Source organism: Quyinboa mangrovi, assembly GCF_042219825.1.
Classification (GTDB): domain Bacteria; phylum Bacteroidota; class Bacteroidia; order Bacteroidales; family UBA5342; genus JBHJHP01.
In genome coordinates this window covers 533,074-549,947 of record NZ_JBHJHQ010000002.1, presented here as the reverse complement: position 1 = coordinate 549,947, position 16,874 = coordinate 533,074, and the positions used below count along the sequence as shown (strand labels likewise).

At 42.2% G+C, this 16,874-nt stretch carries 12 protein-coding genes; 6 read left to right on the top strand and 6 right to left on the bottom strand.

What is annotated here, in order from left to right:
• Positions 1-408 precede the first annotated feature (408 nt).
• A complete protein-coding gene (gene metG, locus ACE1ET_RS05580; protein ID WP_375727377.1) occupies positions 409-2,442 on the bottom strand; it encodes a methionine--tRNA ligase in 2,034 nt (677 codons plus the stop codon).
• 256 nt (positions 2,443-2,698) lie between these two features.
• Here metG and ACE1ET_RS05575 point away from each other — a divergent pair, with 256 nt between their 5' ends.
• From ACE1ET_RS05575 to ACE1ET_RS05550, 6 genes are all read left to right on the top strand, one after another.
• Positions 2,699-3,424, top strand: coding sequence for an SOS response-associated peptidase (locus ACE1ET_RS05575; protein WP_375727376.1), 726 nt, complete (start codon positions 2,699-2,701; stop codon positions 3,422-3,424).
• Positions 3,425-3,604: 180 nt separating this feature from the next.
• Complete coding sequence (locus tag ACE1ET_RS05570) at positions 3,605-4,708, top strand: lipid II:glycine glycyltransferase FemX (protein WP_375727375.1); 1,104 nt, start codon at positions 3,605-3,607, stop codon at positions 4,706-4,708.
• A 206-nt stretch (positions 4,709-4,914) separates the two neighbouring features.
• A complete protein-coding gene (locus tag ACE1ET_RS05565) occupies positions 4,915-5,649 on the top strand; it encodes a DUF3667 domain-containing protein (protein ID WP_375727374.1) in 735 nt (244 codons plus the stop codon).
• Positions 5,650-6,727: 1,078 nt separating this feature from the next.
• The gene (locus tag ACE1ET_RS05560; protein WP_375727373.1) at positions 6,728-7,120 is read left to right on the top strand and encodes a hypothetical protein; all 393 of its coding nucleotides are present in this window, start codon (positions 6,728-6,730) and stop codon (positions 7,118-7,120) included.
• 318 nt (positions 7,121-7,438) lie between these two features.
• Entirely contained in the window at positions 7,439-8,731 is a 1,293-nt protein-coding gene (locus ACE1ET_RS05555) for a serine hydrolase domain-containing protein (protein ID WP_375727372.1), read from the top strand.
• Positions 8,732-9,424: 693 nt separating this feature from the next.
• The gene (locus ACE1ET_RS05550; RefSeq protein ID WP_375727371.1) at positions 9,425-10,555 is read left to right on the top strand and encodes a Fic family protein; all 1,131 of its coding nucleotides are present in this window, start codon (positions 9,425-9,427) and stop codon (positions 10,553-10,555) included.
• A gap of 71 nt (positions 10,556-10,626) precedes the next feature.
• Here the strand turns inward: ACE1ET_RS05550 and hemH are convergent, their stop codons facing one another.
• The 5 genes from hemH to hemE all read right to left on the bottom strand — a co-directional run bounded on the left by hemH (position 10,627) and on the right by hemE (position 16,871).
• The gene (hemH, locus tag ACE1ET_RS05545; RefSeq protein ID WP_375727370.1) at positions 10,627-11,640 is read right to left on the bottom strand and encodes a ferrochelatase; all 1,014 of its coding nucleotides are present in this window, start codon (positions 11,638-11,640) and stop codon (positions 10,627-10,629) included.
• 500 nt (positions 11,641-12,140) lie between these two features.
• Positions 12,141-13,043 (bottom strand): oxygen-dependent coproporphyrinogen oxidase, encoded by a 903-nt coding sequence (gene hemF, locus ACE1ET_RS05540; RefSeq protein WP_375727369.1) that lies wholly within the window; start codon positions 13,041-13,043, stop codon positions 12,141-12,143.
• A gap of 41 nt (positions 13,044-13,084) precedes the next feature.
• A complete protein-coding gene (hemG, locus tag ACE1ET_RS05535) occupies positions 13,085-14,455 on the bottom strand; it encodes a protoporphyrinogen oxidase (RefSeq protein WP_375727368.1) in 1,371 nt (456 codons plus the stop codon).
• A 1-nt stretch (position 14,456) separates the two neighbouring features.
• Positions 14,457-15,836, bottom strand: coding sequence for an oxygen-independent coproporphyrinogen III oxidase (gene hemN, locus ACE1ET_RS05530; protein WP_375727367.1), 1,380 nt, complete (start codon positions 15,834-15,836; stop codon positions 14,457-14,459).
• 3 nt (positions 15,837-15,839) lie between these two features.
• Entirely contained in the window at positions 15,840-16,871 is a 1,032-nt protein-coding gene (gene hemE / locus ACE1ET_RS05525; protein WP_375727366.1) for a uroporphyrinogen decarboxylase, read from the bottom strand.
• Between the last annotated feature and the right edge of the window lie 3 nt (positions 16,872-16,874).

Below are 16,874 nucleotides of genomic sequence, written 5' to 3'. Positions count from 1 at the left end.
AAAGCTATTTTTTTACTCTTCATATTGAATTAATCAATTGCGTCCAGAAATTTAATAATGGCCGTATATAAATAATTCAGGATAACTTTTCCTCATTTACGCACTTTTCAGAATGCTACCAAAATAGAAAAGAAACTACTATCCGAATAATACGTGGTATAAGATTTAAATGCTTGCATGCCGGGAACGCATTTTTTTGTCATTCTCCAGAGCATTTTTCATCGATTGGACAGATCCTAAAGCTGACATAACTTGTAATTTTGAAACTAAATATTGCAAATGTTATCCGTTTTGAAATATTTAAGTTTCAAATTCCGGCTTTATTATACTCTTAATGAACCCTATAAACAGTAATGCATAAAAAAGCCTCAACCGGATGGCTGAGGCTTTACTATTTCTTATATTTATTTACCTGACCACAAAACCAGGTTTCATGGGATTTTCAGGTGCTACAAATTCCAGTTTACCTTTGTCATCCTCAGCCAAAAGGATCATACCCTGACTTTCGATGCCACGTATTTTACGCGGTGCCAGATTGGCCAGAATTAAGACTTTTTTACCGGGTAGCTCTTCTGCCTTAAAAAACTCTGCGATACCTGAAACTACCGTTCTCTGATCGATTCCGGTATCCACTTTCAGTTTCATCAGCTTATCCGTTTTAGGAACACGCTCTGCCTCCAGTATGGTTGCGGTACGGATATCCATTTTCACAAAATCGTCGAATTCGATATTAGGCTTGGCCGGTTCCAGCTTTATCTCGTTGGCTGAGTTTGCTTTTTTAGTATCCATCAATTTTTGGATCTGTGCCTCAACCACTTCATCTTCTATCTTCTCAAACAACAGTTCGGGTTTACTGATTGTGTGCCCTGCTTCCAACAAATCCGCATTACCCAGATCATCCCAGCTAAGTGCATCCACATTCAGGAACCCTTTTAGTTTATCTGAACTGAACGGCAGGAACGGAGACAAGCCAATTGCACAATTAGCCGTAATCTGCAGACTGATATTCATAATAGTCTTAACCCGTTCCGGATCAGTTTTCTGTAGAGCCCATGGCTCACAATCCGCCAGATATTTATTCCCTAAACGTGCAATGTTCATGGCTTCGAACAGCGCTTCACGGAAACGGAAACTATCCAGGGACTTTTCAATCCTGGCCTTTGTTCCCTTCAGTTCTGTCAGGGTCTGTTTATCATAATCCGTCAATTCACCTGCAACCGGCACCTCACCTTTATAATATTTTTGGGTCAGCACCAAAGCCCGGTTCACAAAGTTGCCGAGAATGGCAACCAGCTCGTTATTGTTGCGGGCCTGAAAATCCTTCCAGGTAAAGTCATTATCTTTTGTTTCGGGCGCATTGGCAGTCAACACATAGCGCAATACATCCTGTTTTCCGGGAAACTCTTCCAGGTATTCGTGTAACCATACCGCCCAGTTTCTGGAGGTAGAAATTTTATCACCTTCCAGATTCAGAAATTCATTGGCCGGCACATTTTCCGGCAGTATATAATCTCCATGCGCTTTCAGCATAGTCGGGAACACAATGCAGTGGAACACAATATTATCTTTTCCTATAAAGTGCAGCATTCGTGTGCTTTCGTCCTGCCACCACGTCTTCCAGTCATCAGTCAGTTCTCTTGTAGCAGAGATATAGCCAATAGGTGCATCGAACCATACATACAACACCTTCCCTTCTGCTCCTTCCACCGGAACCGGAACTCCCCAGTTCAGGTCACGGCTTACCGCACGAGGCTGTAAACCCATGTCGAGCCACGATTTACATTGCCCGTACACGTTGCTTTTCCACTCCTTATGGCCCTCAAGGATCCATTCCTTCAGAAACGGTTCATATTTATCCAGTGGCAGATACCAGTGTTTGGTTTCCTTCAGAACCGGTTTACTGCCCGAAATTACTGATTTAGGTTCAATCAGATCTGTTGCATTAAGCGATGAGCCGCAGCTTTCGCACTGGTCCCCATAGGCACCACCTTTTTTACATACCGGACAAATCCCGGTGATATAGCGGTCAGCCAGAAACTGTTTGGCCTCCTCATCGTAATACTGCTCACTGGTCTTTTCAATGAATTCCCCTTTTTCGTACAGGGTTCTGAAAATACCTGAAGCCTGATCGTAATGCGTTGGTGTGGTGGTACGCGAATAAATATCAAAGGTGATTCCGAAATCCTCAAACGATTTTTTTATGATCCCGTGATACCGGTCCACAATATCCTGAGGTGTGACACCCTCATTTTTGGCTTTTAACGTAATCGGCACACCATGTTCATCCGATCCACCTATCAGCAATATATCCTCACCTTTCATACGCATATACCGTGCATAAATATCGGCTGGGACGTAAACACCGGCTAAATGTCCGATGTGAACGGGGCCATTGGCATATGGTAAGGCTGTTGTGATAAGGGTTCGTTTAAAATCTTTCATGGTGTTTCCTGCGTTAAAATTTACAAAGCGCAAAGATAATAATAGTGACAGTATTTTTACAGCTTATATTACATTTTATACTAGTGTATCATATAACCGGATAGATTCTAAAAGTATGTTTTCAAACACCTGACTTACTGATTTATACAAAAATGTCATATATTTATCAGCATTCTTTAATATAGATTCCGTTCTATGATGAGGTAAAAATATTGAGGGAGTAAAATCTTTTGTACCAGGTAACAAAATTTGATGTATGTGCTTTCATTATTCTCTGGCAACTAATGTAAGGAAGTTAAGCAAACGTTTTGGGGTTACGAGTGATCTAATTAAAGATTATACACCACTCATACATTTCAATGGGTTCTCTCATCCACAGGCCCCTGTCATTTTAAATCAGGACGGTCCAATAGCTATTATGGCGAACTGGGGATTAATACCCGACTGGGTACGAACTCTTGAAGAGGCTGAAAAAATGCGTAATAATACGTTGAATGCACGAGCCGAAACAATTTTTGAGAAACCATCGTTTAAAACTCCCATCAGAAACCACAGATGTCTTATTCCGGCGACCGGATTTTTTGAATGGAAACAATATGAGAACAAGAAGTATCCGCATTATGTATTTGTTAAAAACCTGGATGTTTTTGCGTTTGCCGGTATTTATTCAGAATGGGGAACCGATATGGGGAACAAATCATTTCATACCTTCTCGATCCTTACAAAAGCTGCCAATCCATTAATGTCTGAAATAAACAATATTCAGAAACGGATGCCCGTAATTCTCTCGCCTGGGAATGAAAAGCGCTGGATCAATTCAAAACTGAATCACAGAGATATTGTGGAGATTCTGAATCAGGAGAATAACGATAATCTGGATTTCAGGACCATTCGCCATGATTTTATGCAGAGCTCTGAGCCGGCAGATAAAGTGCTTAAAACCTGGCACTATCCCGAACTGGATAATAATCTGTTGTTTTGAGAGATTATTATATCACAGGATATTCACCCGTTATTAATCTGCTATCAGGCAATATTCCAATACCTTTGCCCGGGTCATCCCAAAACGACAGAAACTCCTGCCCCGCTTATTGGTGAAAACAGAATTCCCCCCGACAATTTCATATTGCGTTTTGATTCTTTAGCTTTGCAGCAAAAAAGGATGATTTGTGAGTTTAAGACAAAAGATATCGAAGAACTCAAACCAACAAACATATTACCTCAAAATCCTTTTTGGGGACGTATAAAGTTTAATCAGGGATTCTTACCAAAAGGATTTGAGTTATCGATATCAAAAGATTTACTTCGTACCGATGCCAATGTACTTGAAAAAAAGAATGATGATCTGCTGGTGTTAATAAAGTACGTTGATGCCAGCAATTGTTTTGCGTATGTGCCTTATGGCCCCAAATTAGAACCAGAATTCGAAAACCAGGGATTATTCCTGGAACAATTATCCGAATCCATACGTCCTTTTCTTCCTCCAAACTGCATATTTATTCGGTATGATTTGATTTGGGAAAACCAATGGGCTGCAGAAGAAGAATATTTTGATAATACCGGTAATTGGCTGGGACCTCCTTCAAGCCAAACCCAGGAATACAGAGTTAACTTTAAAACGAATACCTGGAATTTGAAAAAAAGTACTGAAGATAATTTACCTAAAAATACATTCTTCCTTGACTTGAAACTTAAGGAGCAGGAATTACTTCAGAATATGAGGTACAACACCCGATACAACGTAAAGAAAGCATTCAAAAACGATATTCGGGTCCGTGAATATGGAATCGAACATATGGATATTTGGTACAGTCTGTATCGCGAAACCGCAATCAGACATAATCTGCCTTTGCAAACACAGGAGTTTTTTTCGACTATATTCAGGAATCAGGACAACAGCAAGAAAGGTGTAACAGTCAAGATGTTAATGGCCGATTTAGATGGAAAATTTCTGTCTTCCATGTTTTTGGTGCTCTCCAATAAACGAGGAACCTACCTTTACGGTGCCTCTGCATCCGGTAAAAATAACCTGATGGCAAGTTATGCCCTACAGTGGGAATCCATAAAGCTGGCTAAAAGCTGGGGGTGCACTGAATATGATATGTTTGGATCAGCTCCAAACCTGAATACAAACCATCCTTTGCATGGCGTACATGTGTATAAGAAAGGGTTTGGTGGAAATCTTTACCATAGAATGGGCTGCTGGGATTATCCGTATAATAAAAAACTGTATGATTTATTCAGAATACAGGAGTTGAATAACTAAAAAGGTGACCATACTCATCTGACTCACTGTTTTTATATATTCCGACCAGGTTCTTAAGTAAAACTATGAACCTAAAACATTATCGTGCCGCATAATCCAAAGCATTATCACTTAGAGTTTGCGGTTGCACCTTGTTTATTTATTATTTATTCCATAGATTTAAACATTCCAACTCATAACACCACTTAGACAAAAAAAGTATTCATATGCCAGAGCTTAAGGCCCCCGACAAATGCAGACAATGCAACAGTGAACTTTATGGAAACTATTGTTCAAACTGCGGACAGCCGCGGGAGTTAAAACGCATAAACGGGCATTATGTCCTTTCCCAAATAGGAAGCGTACTCAGCTTTGAAAAGGGGATCCTGTATTCCATCAAGGAACTGATGATACGTCCGGGAATCAACATCAGGAAGTTTATCACCGAAGACCGTAACCGCCTGGTAAAACCTGTCGTTTTTATCATTGCCACATCGTTGATCTATACCATTTTTCAACAATTGCTGCACTTTGAAGATGGCTATATAAATTACTCTATTGGAGGTGAAACGGCAGTAAGCACAATTTTTGAGTGGGTCTCGACACACTATGGCTATTCCAACATATTAATGGCTGTTTTTATTGCTTTATGGATCCGTCTGTTCTTCAGGAAGTATAAATACAACTTCTTCGAAATCCTTATCCTGTTGTGTTTTATCATGGGTGTAGGCATGTTAATCTTCACTGTTTTTGGAATTATGGATTCCATTTTCACGTTTAAGATGAGGGATAAAGGATACGTATTTGGCTTTCTGTATATTACCTGGGGCATCGGACAATTTTTTGACAAGAAGAAAATAATCAATTATGTAAAAGGATTATTCAGCTATTTACTGGGAATGATCACGTTTAGTATTGTAGCAGTTGCCTCAGGCCTTATCATTGATGCATTGAGCAAATAATTCAGGTTGAACCTGAGAACTATAAATGCTTGTATTGCAGCAATTCGTTTGGACGTGCGGTCGTACTTTGCATTTTTTTAATGATGTGATTTTAAAATCATCGCTAGGCGTAGTAGAGACGCGATTAATCGCGTCTCTACAACCGTTATTTCATTAGTCCTTTATATGCGGCCGTGCAGCGTTTCAATTTCAAAAGGGGTAACTCTCTCCGGCCTTGATTGACCTGCATAATTATTACCAGGGGTGGCATTCACTTCGTTCATTTACCCCGGGCTAAAGTAATACGACCCCTTCAGGGTCGATCTGGCTTATATCTATAAGTAACAACACAATGTATAATTGTCTACCCCTCTTTATTTCGAAGCAAAGCGAAGAAAAAGAGAGGGGTCAGTTTGATGTTAGCAAGTTGATGTTCGGGTCCGGGGTGAGTTATTTTACTGCCAGTCACCCCATGTTGGACGTAGTGTCCACACTACGTCCCTTTTTCATTTATCGTTTATATATGCGGCCGTGAACTGTTTTTATTTCATCTGAGGTGACATTTTCCGGCCTTGATTAAACTAACATTTGTTACCCAGGGTTACGCTCACTTACTCGCTCACCCTGGGCTACAAATCTTTGACCCTTTCAGGGTCATTTTTGTTACTGTATCGTCCTGCCAAATCAGGACTACTCAGTAACCCCAGGAGGACGTGCCCATAGCTCCAACAAAGCTATTTACCTGTTGAATGCCATATTTACATAAGGAATCCAATTCCTGATTTCACACTGAGCTTGTCGAAGTGTCTTAATTCTCATCTCCCTGGAGGTTAGTCTCCGGGTGAATATTGCAAAGTCGGAAGATTCACCCGTGAAAATATCTCAAAAAACAACAATGCTATGAACCACATCCAATTTCCAACTAAATGCTGTCCCTGAAAAGATAGTCCGGAGTGACATGAAGTTCAAAATTGTCTTGGTTCTTATGTCTTTTAAGTATTCACGATTAAATAAATTTTAAGAATATATTTTATGGAAAAACCACTATTCAAGCATCATAATTATGTAAACATTATTTTCTAACCAAAATGACCCAAAGATGAAAACATTAGTAATTGCAGTTCTGATTATTTTCTGTTCAGTTTTGAATGGATTCGCCCAAAACAGAATACATGGGTGGGATACTGAAAAGATTACATCCATACAGGTCGATCTTACATCTCCTTTAGATGAAACTCTGGTTTATGCATTTAATGCCAGGCAGGATATGGATACAATCATCACTTTTTTAAAAAATGTGGATTTCAGGGAGCTTAATGGAAACAGCATTGACACTGATGGACAAAAGAATTATTGGAGATGCAAAATTCTTTTCGTTGGTCAGAGAGATCAGGTCTATCTTAACAAGCATTCAGCCTGCATTGGTAAAACATCATTTATAATTGATCCCAATGTGATTGATGATTTCCGAAAATTGATCAACGGTCTGTAAGATATTTTCATGTTCAACAAAATGAATTATTTATGTAAATCCGCAGGAACCTTTTATTTATAGTCACCGGGAGGTTAGTTCCATATCCGGCAGTATTCACCCGGTGACTATGCACATGTCCGCAATATCGTGTCCCTAAGGGACAAAACAACAGCACCCAAAAGTCTTATATCTTAAATCTTATGTCTTATGTCTTAAGTCTATGTCTTGATTCTTGATTCTTGTAAATATTAATCCAATTATCTAATTTTATCAACCGTCCTCCTGATCATGTCAGATATGATCTTCTTAACTTTGTATCTATAAAAATATTCAATTATGAAGAATGCCATCACTATTTTATTCTCAATTATCCTTACAGTTTCAGGATTCGCGCAGACAAAATCAATCCTTTCAACGCCTCCGCTTTCAGAAGCCACAGCAGCAAGTGCCGGTATGTCTGAAGAAAGACTGGAACGCATAGATGACATGCTGATGGAGTGCATGAACCTAAACCAGATTCCCGGTGCTGTTGCCCTGGTTGCCAGAAATGGAAAAATTGTCTATTACAAAAGCTTTGGAATGGCAGACGTACAAAGCAAGCAACCGTTTAAGCGGGATGACATTTTCCGTATCGCCTCACAAACCAAGGCCATCACATCTACGGCTGTTATGATGCTTTGGGAAGAAGGTAAATTCAGATTGGATGACCCCATTTCAAAGTACATTCCTGAATTTAAAGATGCCCGGGTCCTTGTTTCTTTTAACGACAGTGACTCCAGCTATACCACCCGACCGGCAAATAAACCCATAACAATTCGCCATTTACTAACACATACATCAGGTATAGGATATGGCTTTATAGATAACGATCAGTTTAGAAAGATTTATCAGAAAGCAGGAATTATTGACGCCTTCTCAAACAGAGCGGTGACCATAGAAGATAATATTAAAAAGCTGGCAAAACTGCCACTGCATCATGACCCGGGTGAGAAATTCACCTACAGCGAAGGGCTCGACGTACTGGCTTATTTTATTGAAATTATATCCGGGATGCCTTTGGATCAGTTCTTTAAAGAACGAATTTTTGAACCTCTGGGAATGAAGGATACCTACTTTTATTTACCGGATTCAAAGAAACGACGGATGGTACCGGTTCAGACTAAAAAAGATGATAAATGGGTGCGGTTCACAGATACCACATATTATAACCCGGACTATCCGACTACAGGTGCCAGGATGTTTTTTTCGGGTGGTGCCGGTCTTTCCAGTACCGTAAAAGACTATGCCAATTTCCTGCAAATGTATTTAAACAAAGGGGAGTTTAACGGTAAGCGTCTTTTAAGCAGAACTACTGTGCAAGTTATTATGGCGAACCAGGTTGGTGATCTGCTTGGAAATTCCGGTGCGTATTACGGACTTGCGTTCGGCGTGCTTAACCAGGATGGGCAGAACATGGGTGGTAGAGGCAGTGCCGGCACATTTGACTGGGGCGGTTATTTTAACACACAGTATTTTGCCGATCCCAAAGAAAATGTCATTGGTATTCTGTTTAAACAGACCCAAAACAGTGGCCCTGATGATACCGGCTGGAAATTCCGTCAACTGGTTGGGCAGGCCATAGATGATTAAAAACGGTAACATCTGTCGTTAGATCAGGGAGCAATTCGTTTGGACGTGCGGCCGTGCATGGTTTTAATTTCATTTGGGGTGATCCTCTCCGGCCTTGATTTGATTGGCATTCCTTTACCCAGGGTTACGCTCGCTATACTCGCTTACCCTGGGCTACAAATATATGACCCTTACAGGGTCGATCTGGCTTACATCTATAAGTAACACAATGTATAATTGTCTACCCCTCTTTATTTCTAAGCAAAGCGAAGAAAAAGAGAGGGGTCAGTTTGATGTTAGCAAGTTGATGCTCAGGTCCGGGGTGAGTCATTTTACTGCCAGTAACCGGGTGAATAATTCAAAGCCTGCAATAGTTACTAAATCATTATAAAATATCTGCGAAAATCAGCGTAAAACATCTGCGCTCCAAATAGCTATCAGGTCTGCGGGAACAATATAAATTTAAGCTATTTTGCAATCTCCACTATGGCTTTGGCCCAGTCATCGGTAAAAGGATTCATCCGGTTTTTCGATAAGCGGGACTTAAAACCAATGGAATATTTTTATTTTTTAATGTCTGGATGTAAAGTACATTAAGTTTTTGAGGTCAGAATCACACCAAACATTAATTTTCTAATTTTTTAATGTTTATTCCATTTTATCTCGTATATTTGATGTCTAACTCAATGCAAACATCAATAAATACACTTTTTAATGTCTGAATTATTGTATCAAATAAATCCAAACCGGGATACTCCATGGAATGACCTACCACCTTTACCGCTAAAAAAAGAACTATATCACACAATTGAGATACTTGAAAAACTTGGAGGGGCAAAAGCAGCTTTAGCGAGACTGCAAGGTAGAAGTGCAGTTATACCGAATCAAGGATTGCTAGTTAACACAATAAGCTTACAGGAAGCGAAACTATCAAGTGAAATAGAAAATATTTTTACAACTGATGATGAACTTTATAAAGCATTTAGCGATAAAAACGCGGAAACTAAAAGTGCATCAAAAGAAGTATTAAGATACCGCGAAGCTCTTTGGTCCGGATTTAACTATCTAACTGAAACCGGTCAATTTAACCGACAATATTTTATAAAAGTATTTCAGGAAATAAAACAAACGACAGATGAAATCCGACCTGATTTTTCCAATACTACGATAAAACAAGCTGGCACCGGGCCAAATGCCGGCCAGGTAATTTATACACCACCCAGAGGCCAGGCATTAATTATAGAGAAACTGGATAATCTGACAAGCTTTTTAAACGATGATGAGCAGTACAGAATTGATCATTTGCTAAAAATGGCTATCGCCCATTATCAATTTGAGGCTATCCACCCGTTTCGTGATGGAAATGGCAGAACAGGAAGAATTTTCAATATCAACTATCTTACACATAAAAAGCTATTGGATGTTCCAATATTATTTCTGAGCCGTTACATCCTTGATCATAAAGATGACTATTACAGAGGACTCATGGGTATTTCACAACGAGGAAATTGGAAAGACTGGCTTTTATTTATGATGAGAGCTATTGAATATACTTCCAACATCACTTATTATAAAATCAACGACATAGTCTCAGCTAAGGATTCTATTCTTGAATATATTAAAAAAGATCAACGAAAAATCAGAACACCAGAGCCTTTGTTAGAAGCACTCTTTACTCAACCTTTCACAAAGGTAAAACACCTCGTAGAAGCTGGTTTATATGCTGAGAATACTGCCAGAGATTATCTAAACAAACTTTGTGAAATGCGTATTTTAGAAAAAAAGGACATTGAAGGACATCATTATTATCTAAACATGGAACTATATCGAATCCTATCTCAATAATTTAAACCCGGACAAACATTATAGATATACTTAACAGGCCGCTTATAAAGGACAATATATATCAATGCCCCTCATGTATTCTCCACAATCTCCACAATGGCCTTCGCCCAGTCATCGGTGTCGTTCAGACTGTGCACCAGGGTGAGTTTTTCGCCGCCATGTTCCTTAAACAGGTCCTGGTATTCTACTTCCAGTTCCACAAAGGTTTCCAGGCAGTCCGCCACAAACGATGGTGCCGTGATTAAGATGTTTTTCGCACCTTCCTTAGCCTTTTGTTTGATGAGCTCATCGGTAAAGGGATTCAGCCAGTTTTTGGATAAGCGGGACTGAAAACCAACGGAATACCGGTCGCTTTTTAATCCGGCCGCTTTGGCCAGCAAACGCGTAGTCTGGTAGCAGGTGGCTTTGTAGCAATAGGTACCCTGTTCCGGAAAATTGTTGACACAGTCGCATTCAGCACACTGGTATTGCGGATGGATCTTGTTGATCTGCCGTTCAGGCAAGCCGTGATACGAAAAGATGACATGGTCGTATTTCTCCGGTTCGTAAGATGCAATGCGTTTGGAAAAGGCATCGACAAATGCCGGATGATCGTAATACTGATCTATAAAACGGATGCCGGGCATGGCCTGCCATTTTTTGGCTTCGGTAAACACCAGGTCGAAAATGGAACCGGTGGTGGAAGAAGCATATTGCGGGAAGAGCGGAAAGACGATGATCTCGTTAAAGTCCTTATCGTGAATTTCGTTCAGCACTTTGGTCAGGGCCGGTTTGCCATAGCGCATGGCTGCAAATACCTGCACCTCCTCTCCTTTCAGTTTCTGTACCTTCACAGCCAGCTTCATCAGGTTGATGAGCAAAGGTGAGCCTTCGTCGGTCCAAAGGCGCTGGTACAAGCGGGTGGAGTTTTTTACGCGAAACGGAATGATGATAAGGTTAACCAGCATTTTCTGCAGCAGCCATGGAATATCGATTACACGGCGGTCGTTCAGAAATTCGGTAAGGTAACGGCGCACGCTGGCCCTGTCCGGGTTGTCCGGCGTTCCCAGGTTTACAATGAGCAGTGCAGTTTTTTTATGTTTCATGATGTGATTGTGTTAAAATCAATATCCATCGTTGGGCGTAGTGTCCGCACTACGTCGGTAATTCGATACCGGAGCTATTGATAATTGGCCTTGGTATGTCATATTTTACATCCTTCAAATAAAATCCTCCGTCTTCGGATCCAATGATCCGAAGCCACCTCCTTTTCCAAAGGAGGACACGCTAACAGCTTCAATAATGCAAATTACCAACTTTAATTCAAATGCTTACAAAAAAAGCTCAATTCGCAATTTCAAATTCGCAATTCGTAATTATATGCGGCCGTGCCTCGTCTTTATTTCATTTGCGATCACATTCCCCGGCCTTGATAAACATTGCATTCAATTCCCGGGGTGGCATTCGCTTCGCTCATTTACCCCGGGCTACAAATATGTGACCCTTTCAGAGTCATTTTATTACTGTATCGTCCTGCCAAATCAGGACTACTCAGTAACCCAGGAGGATGTCATGATCGCAAATCTTGCGTCTTGTGTCTTGCGTCTTATGTCTTTAAATTCGTCCACTCTATTCCCTTCTTCAGAAAACCCACCGTTTTTTCCTCTTCCGAGCCGGGTTGCAGCTGAACATTAAAGTCCCAGTCCACCTCGGGAGGCATGCTGACCAGGATGGATTCGATGTTGCCCTGACTGGCCAGTCCGAACCTTGTGCCCCGATCGTACATCAGGTTGAACTCCACATAGCGTCCTCTGCGGAGTTTCTGCCACTTTTTCTGTTCAGCACCGAACGGTTTTGAACCATCCTTTGCCATCAGTTCAGCATACATATGCGGATAAAGTTTAGCCAGATCGGAGGTAAATTTTAGCCAGTCATCCAGGTCGTTGTTCTGATCGGGCGACTGGTGATCGAAAAATATGCCCCCGATTCCCCGTGTCTCATCGCGGTGAGGCAGAAAAAAATAGTCGTCTGCCCATTTCTTAAAATCAGGATAATAACGCGGATTATATTTATCGCAGACTGCCTTTATTTCGTTGTGAAACCATGCTGCTTCCTCCGGATCAACATACATGGGGGTAAGATCGATGCCGCCACCGAACCATTCTGCCTTGTCATCGAGGGCAAAATAGCGTACGTTCATGTGTATGGTTGGAACAAAGGGATTGGAAGCATGAATGATGGATGAGATGCCGGTCGCCAGAAATGTTTCGGCTTCCTGATGGAACAGCGATTTCATGGTTTCGGTCACCGGCCCGGTTACGTACGAAAAGTTGACCCCGGCTTTTTCAATAATGTTACCACCTTCCATCACACAGGTGAGGCCTGAACCAACTTCCTTTTCCCACGGATGGTCCTCAAAAACACCTTTTCCGTCAGCCTCTTCCAAAACACTGCAGATGTTATGGTGCAACATCCGGTACACCTCTTTTATCTTTTCACCGTTTTTCAAAGTATGGAGAGTTTAAAAACATTCACCAATTATAACCCGGATCAGTCTTTAAGGTTCAATGCTAAATTTGTGGCCTGCTTTACGCGGTCGGCCATCCCAATGCCATCGTGTATGTTTCCGGCCAGGATCAGTCCCGGATACTGCTGCTGTACGGTCTCTATTGCTTCCAGACGTTGCGCCGTGCTGGCTTCGTACTGCGGTATGGCATGGTGATACCGGTATATGTTCAAAAGATCCGGTTTTTCACTGCACTGCAGTGTTTCGCGTATCTCTTTCAGCACAATTTCTTTAATCTCTTCGTCGGACATATCCACCATTTCGGGTTTGCGCGATCCACCCATGAATAGTGAAATCACAGCGCCACCTTCGGGTGCTCTTCCGGCAAAAATAGACGACGGAAACAGGATGCCCAGGGCATTGCGTTTTTCTTTCGACGGGATCAGTCCACCAAAGGCATTCAGTTTGATCCCCTTCCAGGCATTGAATCCGGCAATAGCCTGAACCACTTTGGCATAGCGGGCATTCGACAAATCCTTCATAGTAGCTGCTTCCACAAAAGGCAACAGGTCCGGCAGGTTATTGCCTGAAACCGTGGTGATCACCTGGTGATATGTCCTTTTCACCTTCTTCCCTTCGCCATTTGTGAAGGTGATGGTGTATTTTTCGGTATCCGGCTGTACACTTAAATCCTTACATCCGGTTAGTATGTTGTCCTGTCCGATGGCTTCGGCCAGTGCTTTAATCAGCTCTTTCAGTCCGCCTTTAATGGAAAATACCTCGCGGGACACCCTTTTTTCAAGCTCTGTTTTTGGCAGCTTATGTTTTGCCATGGAGCCTTTAATGAAACTGCCGTAATCCTGCTCCAGGCGGTAGAGTTTCGGTAAGGCAAAACGTGTGACCAGTTTGTGCGGATCACCGGCATAAATACCCGAAACAAACGGATCGACGGCATAATCAAGGTAACTGCGGCCCAGACGGTGCAGCACCATGTCAGCTACCGTTTCATCGGGATTGGTTCCGGGCTTGCGAAACGGTTCACCCAGTATCCTGAATTTATCCAGCATGGAAAACAGCGGTGTGGCTATGGCTGAACCGAGACCGGAAGGCAAGGCATGCCATTTACCGTTTTTCCAGATCCAGCGGTTTTTAGACTCTGCATTCGCCGTCTCCACCTCTATTTTATCTTTCAATTCATCAAACAACAGGACCAGCTCCGGTGCACCAATCACACCCGTACTCGGCCCGGTCTCGAACAAAAATCCATCTTCATTCACACTGTTGATCACACCACCAACACGCACATCGCGTTCCAGAACGGTGACGTCCTTACCGTATTTTTTAAGGTAAAAAGCCAGCGTCAGACCAGTCAGTCCGCCGCCAATTACTGCGTATGAAGATTTGCTTTTATCCATATTATACCGTTTTTGAATATTGCATGGGTTTGCTTTTATAGGCCGGATCAAACAGTACCGCCAGATTACGGATAAACAGTTTTCCACTTTCGTTCACCTGCAGCCTGTGATCGCCGTATTGAATTAATCCGTCGCTGATCATTTCGGATAAACGCTCTTCCTTAAACCCTGTGATCTCCAGGAATTGATCCGGTGAAATGCCATATTGTGCTGAAAATGCATTCATGTCAAACTCATCGTTACACATCACCTGCGTAATCACATCGCGCACAATCGCCTCATTATCTGTGAGTTCATATCCTTTCTCAACCGGAAGTTTCCCGTTTTCTATCAGTTCTTTATACTGTTTAATTTCCTTAACGTTCTGGGTGTAGCCATTCTCCAGCTGACTGATGGCCGACACACCGAAGGCATAAACCTGTCCTGTAGTCCGTTTGGTACAGTAACCCTGAAAATTGCGGTGCAGCATGTTATTTTCAAGTGCCGTATTCAGTTCATCTTCAGGCAACACATAATGATCCAGACCGATAGCCTTGTAACCGGCTTCCAGCAAAATATCGCGTGAACCCAGAAACATATCCATCTTTTCACCGGGTCCCGGCAGGCCCTTTTTCTCCAGTATCTGCTGATGTTTTTTCATCCATGGCACATGGGCATATGAAAATGTGACGAGGCGATCCGGACGAATAGCCGCTGCTTTTCTGATGGTTTCAGTAAAGCTTTCCACAGTTTGTCCCGGCAGGCCGTAAATAAAATCCAGGTTAACCGAAATTCCGGGAGACAGCGACTTGATATATGTCACCAGCTCCTCAACCGGAACAGCCGATGGTTGACGGTTCACCGTCTTCAATACCTCTGTATCAAAATCCTGAATACCCAGACTGAAACGGTTAAAACCTGCCGCTACCAGCTTTTGAATGTAGGTATTGTCGAGGTATGCCGGATTGCATTCAATGGCAATTTCCGGTTTTTCAATGGCTTGAAACTGCCCCAGCAGCTTACCGGTTATCTCCGTCAGGTAACTTACGTCGACCGCATTAGGCGTACCACCGCCAAAATGTATCTGTGATATTTTGCGGTTTTTATCCAGCTGTGCAATAATGTTGTCTATCTCCTTGTGAAGCGTCGTGAAATAGTCATCCACGGCATCATCGTTCCGGATGGTACAGGCGTTACAGCCGCAGTAAAAACAGATTTTTTTACAAAACGGCACATGAATATAAAAGGCAATCAGGTTGCTTTTATCGGCATCTGACTGCTCAATCATTTTAACATATTCCGTTTCGCCCACCGCATCGTTAAAAAAGTTTGCCGGGGGATAGCTGGTATAGCGTGGTACCGGTGCGTTATATTTTTCAATTAATTCACTTATCTCTTTCATCTTCTATCTCCTCCAGTCTGCATTGCGCAGCCAGTCTGTCATAAATTTTATCTTCTCATACGGTATTCCCGGAATAAACCCGTGCCCCAGGTTACAAATCCAGTTCTGGTTCTCCCGGCCAAATAGCACATATTCTTCCAGCACCTTCACGATTTCATCCTCACTGCCAAACAACATGCGCGGATCAATGTTCCCCTGCAATCCAATTTCAGGATGAACCAGTTCGCGTGCCGTTTTAATCGGCGTCTGCCAGTCGATGCTCAGAAAATCGCAATAATCCGGGGTGATCTCTTTTATGCCTGATCCCACATCTTTTGGGAAATAGATGAACGGAATGTTCAGCTGCCTAAGTTCTGCTGCCACCTCCCTGACCATGGGTAAGAACAGCTCCTTATACAAGTTGAACGGTATCAGGCCGGCATGCGTCTCAAACAGCTGAAATGCACTGATGCCATGTTTTACCTGGTTGCGGGCATAAATTATGGTGAGATCTTTTATGGCGTCCACCAGCTTTTTTGTGGTGGCTTTATTTTCATAAATGAATTTTACAGCACTGGCAAAACCTGTCTTGCTGCTCAGCCCTTCCAGCATATAACATAAAACCGTCAGCGGACCGCCGCAAAACCCGATCAGTGGAATTGATGCCGGTTTGGTTTCAATGATCTGATCAATGGCATTGTAGATGTACTGCAACTTTTCCGGATCAGGATGTAATGCTGCCAGCGGATCTGCTTTTTGTATCAGTGCTTCATCAAACTGCGGCCCGTCATCTGTAAAGTCCAATCCCATCCCCATGGCATACGGGATCACCAGGATATCGGAGAACAGGATGGCTGCATCCACTTTCAGGTCTTCTACCGGTAACAGTGTGACTTTAGCCGCCAGTTCCGGATCTTTCATCATCTGCCAGAACGAATATTTTTCTTTTAATGTCAGGTAGGACGGTAAAACACGGCCGGCCTGTCGCATGAACCAGATTGGCGGACGTTCGGTATATTCTCCGTGAAGGGTTTTCAGCAACAATGGTTTATCCATATA

Bases quoted from the DNA above. Each gene is read 5' to 3' on its own strand.
- metG (WP_375727377.1), bottom strand. From the start codon at position 2,442: ATGAAAGATTTTAAACGAACCCTTATCACAACAGCCTTACCATATGCC.
- ACE1ET_RS05575 (WP_375727376.1), top strand. From the start codon at position 2,699: ATGTGCTTTCATTATTCTCTGGCAACTAATGTAAGGAAGTTAAGCAAA.
- ACE1ET_RS05570 (WP_375727375.1), top strand. From the start codon at position 3,605: ATGATTTGTGAGTTTAAGACAAAAGATATCGAAGAACTCAAACCAACA.
- ACE1ET_RS05565 (WP_375727374.1), top strand. From the start codon at position 4,915: ATGCCAGAGCTTAAGGCCCCCGACAAATGCAGACAATGCAACAGTGAA.
- ACE1ET_RS05560 (WP_375727373.1), top strand. From the start codon at position 6,728: ATGAAAACATTAGTAATTGCAGTTCTGATTATTTTCTGTTCAGTTTTG.
- ACE1ET_RS05555 (WP_375727372.1), top strand. From the start codon at position 7,439: ATGAAGAATGCCATCACTATTTTATTCTCAATTATCCTTACAGTTTCA.
- ACE1ET_RS05550 (WP_375727371.1), top strand. From the start codon at position 9,425: ATGTCTGAATTATTGTATCAAATAAATCCAAACCGGGATACTCCATGG.
- hemH (WP_375727370.1), bottom strand. From the start codon at position 11,640: ATGAAACATAAAAAAACTGCACTGCTCATTGTAAACCTGGGAACGCCG.
- hemG (WP_375727368.1), bottom strand. From the start codon at position 14,455: ATGGATAAAAGCAAATCTTCATACGCAGTAATTGGCGGCGGACTGACT.
- hemN (WP_375727367.1), bottom strand. From the start codon at position 15,836: ATGAAAGAGATAAGTGAATTAATTGAAAAATATAACGCACCGGTACCA.
- hemE (WP_375727366.1), bottom strand. From the start codon at position 16,871: ATGGATAAACCATTGTTGCTGAAAACCCTTCACGGAGAATATACCGAA.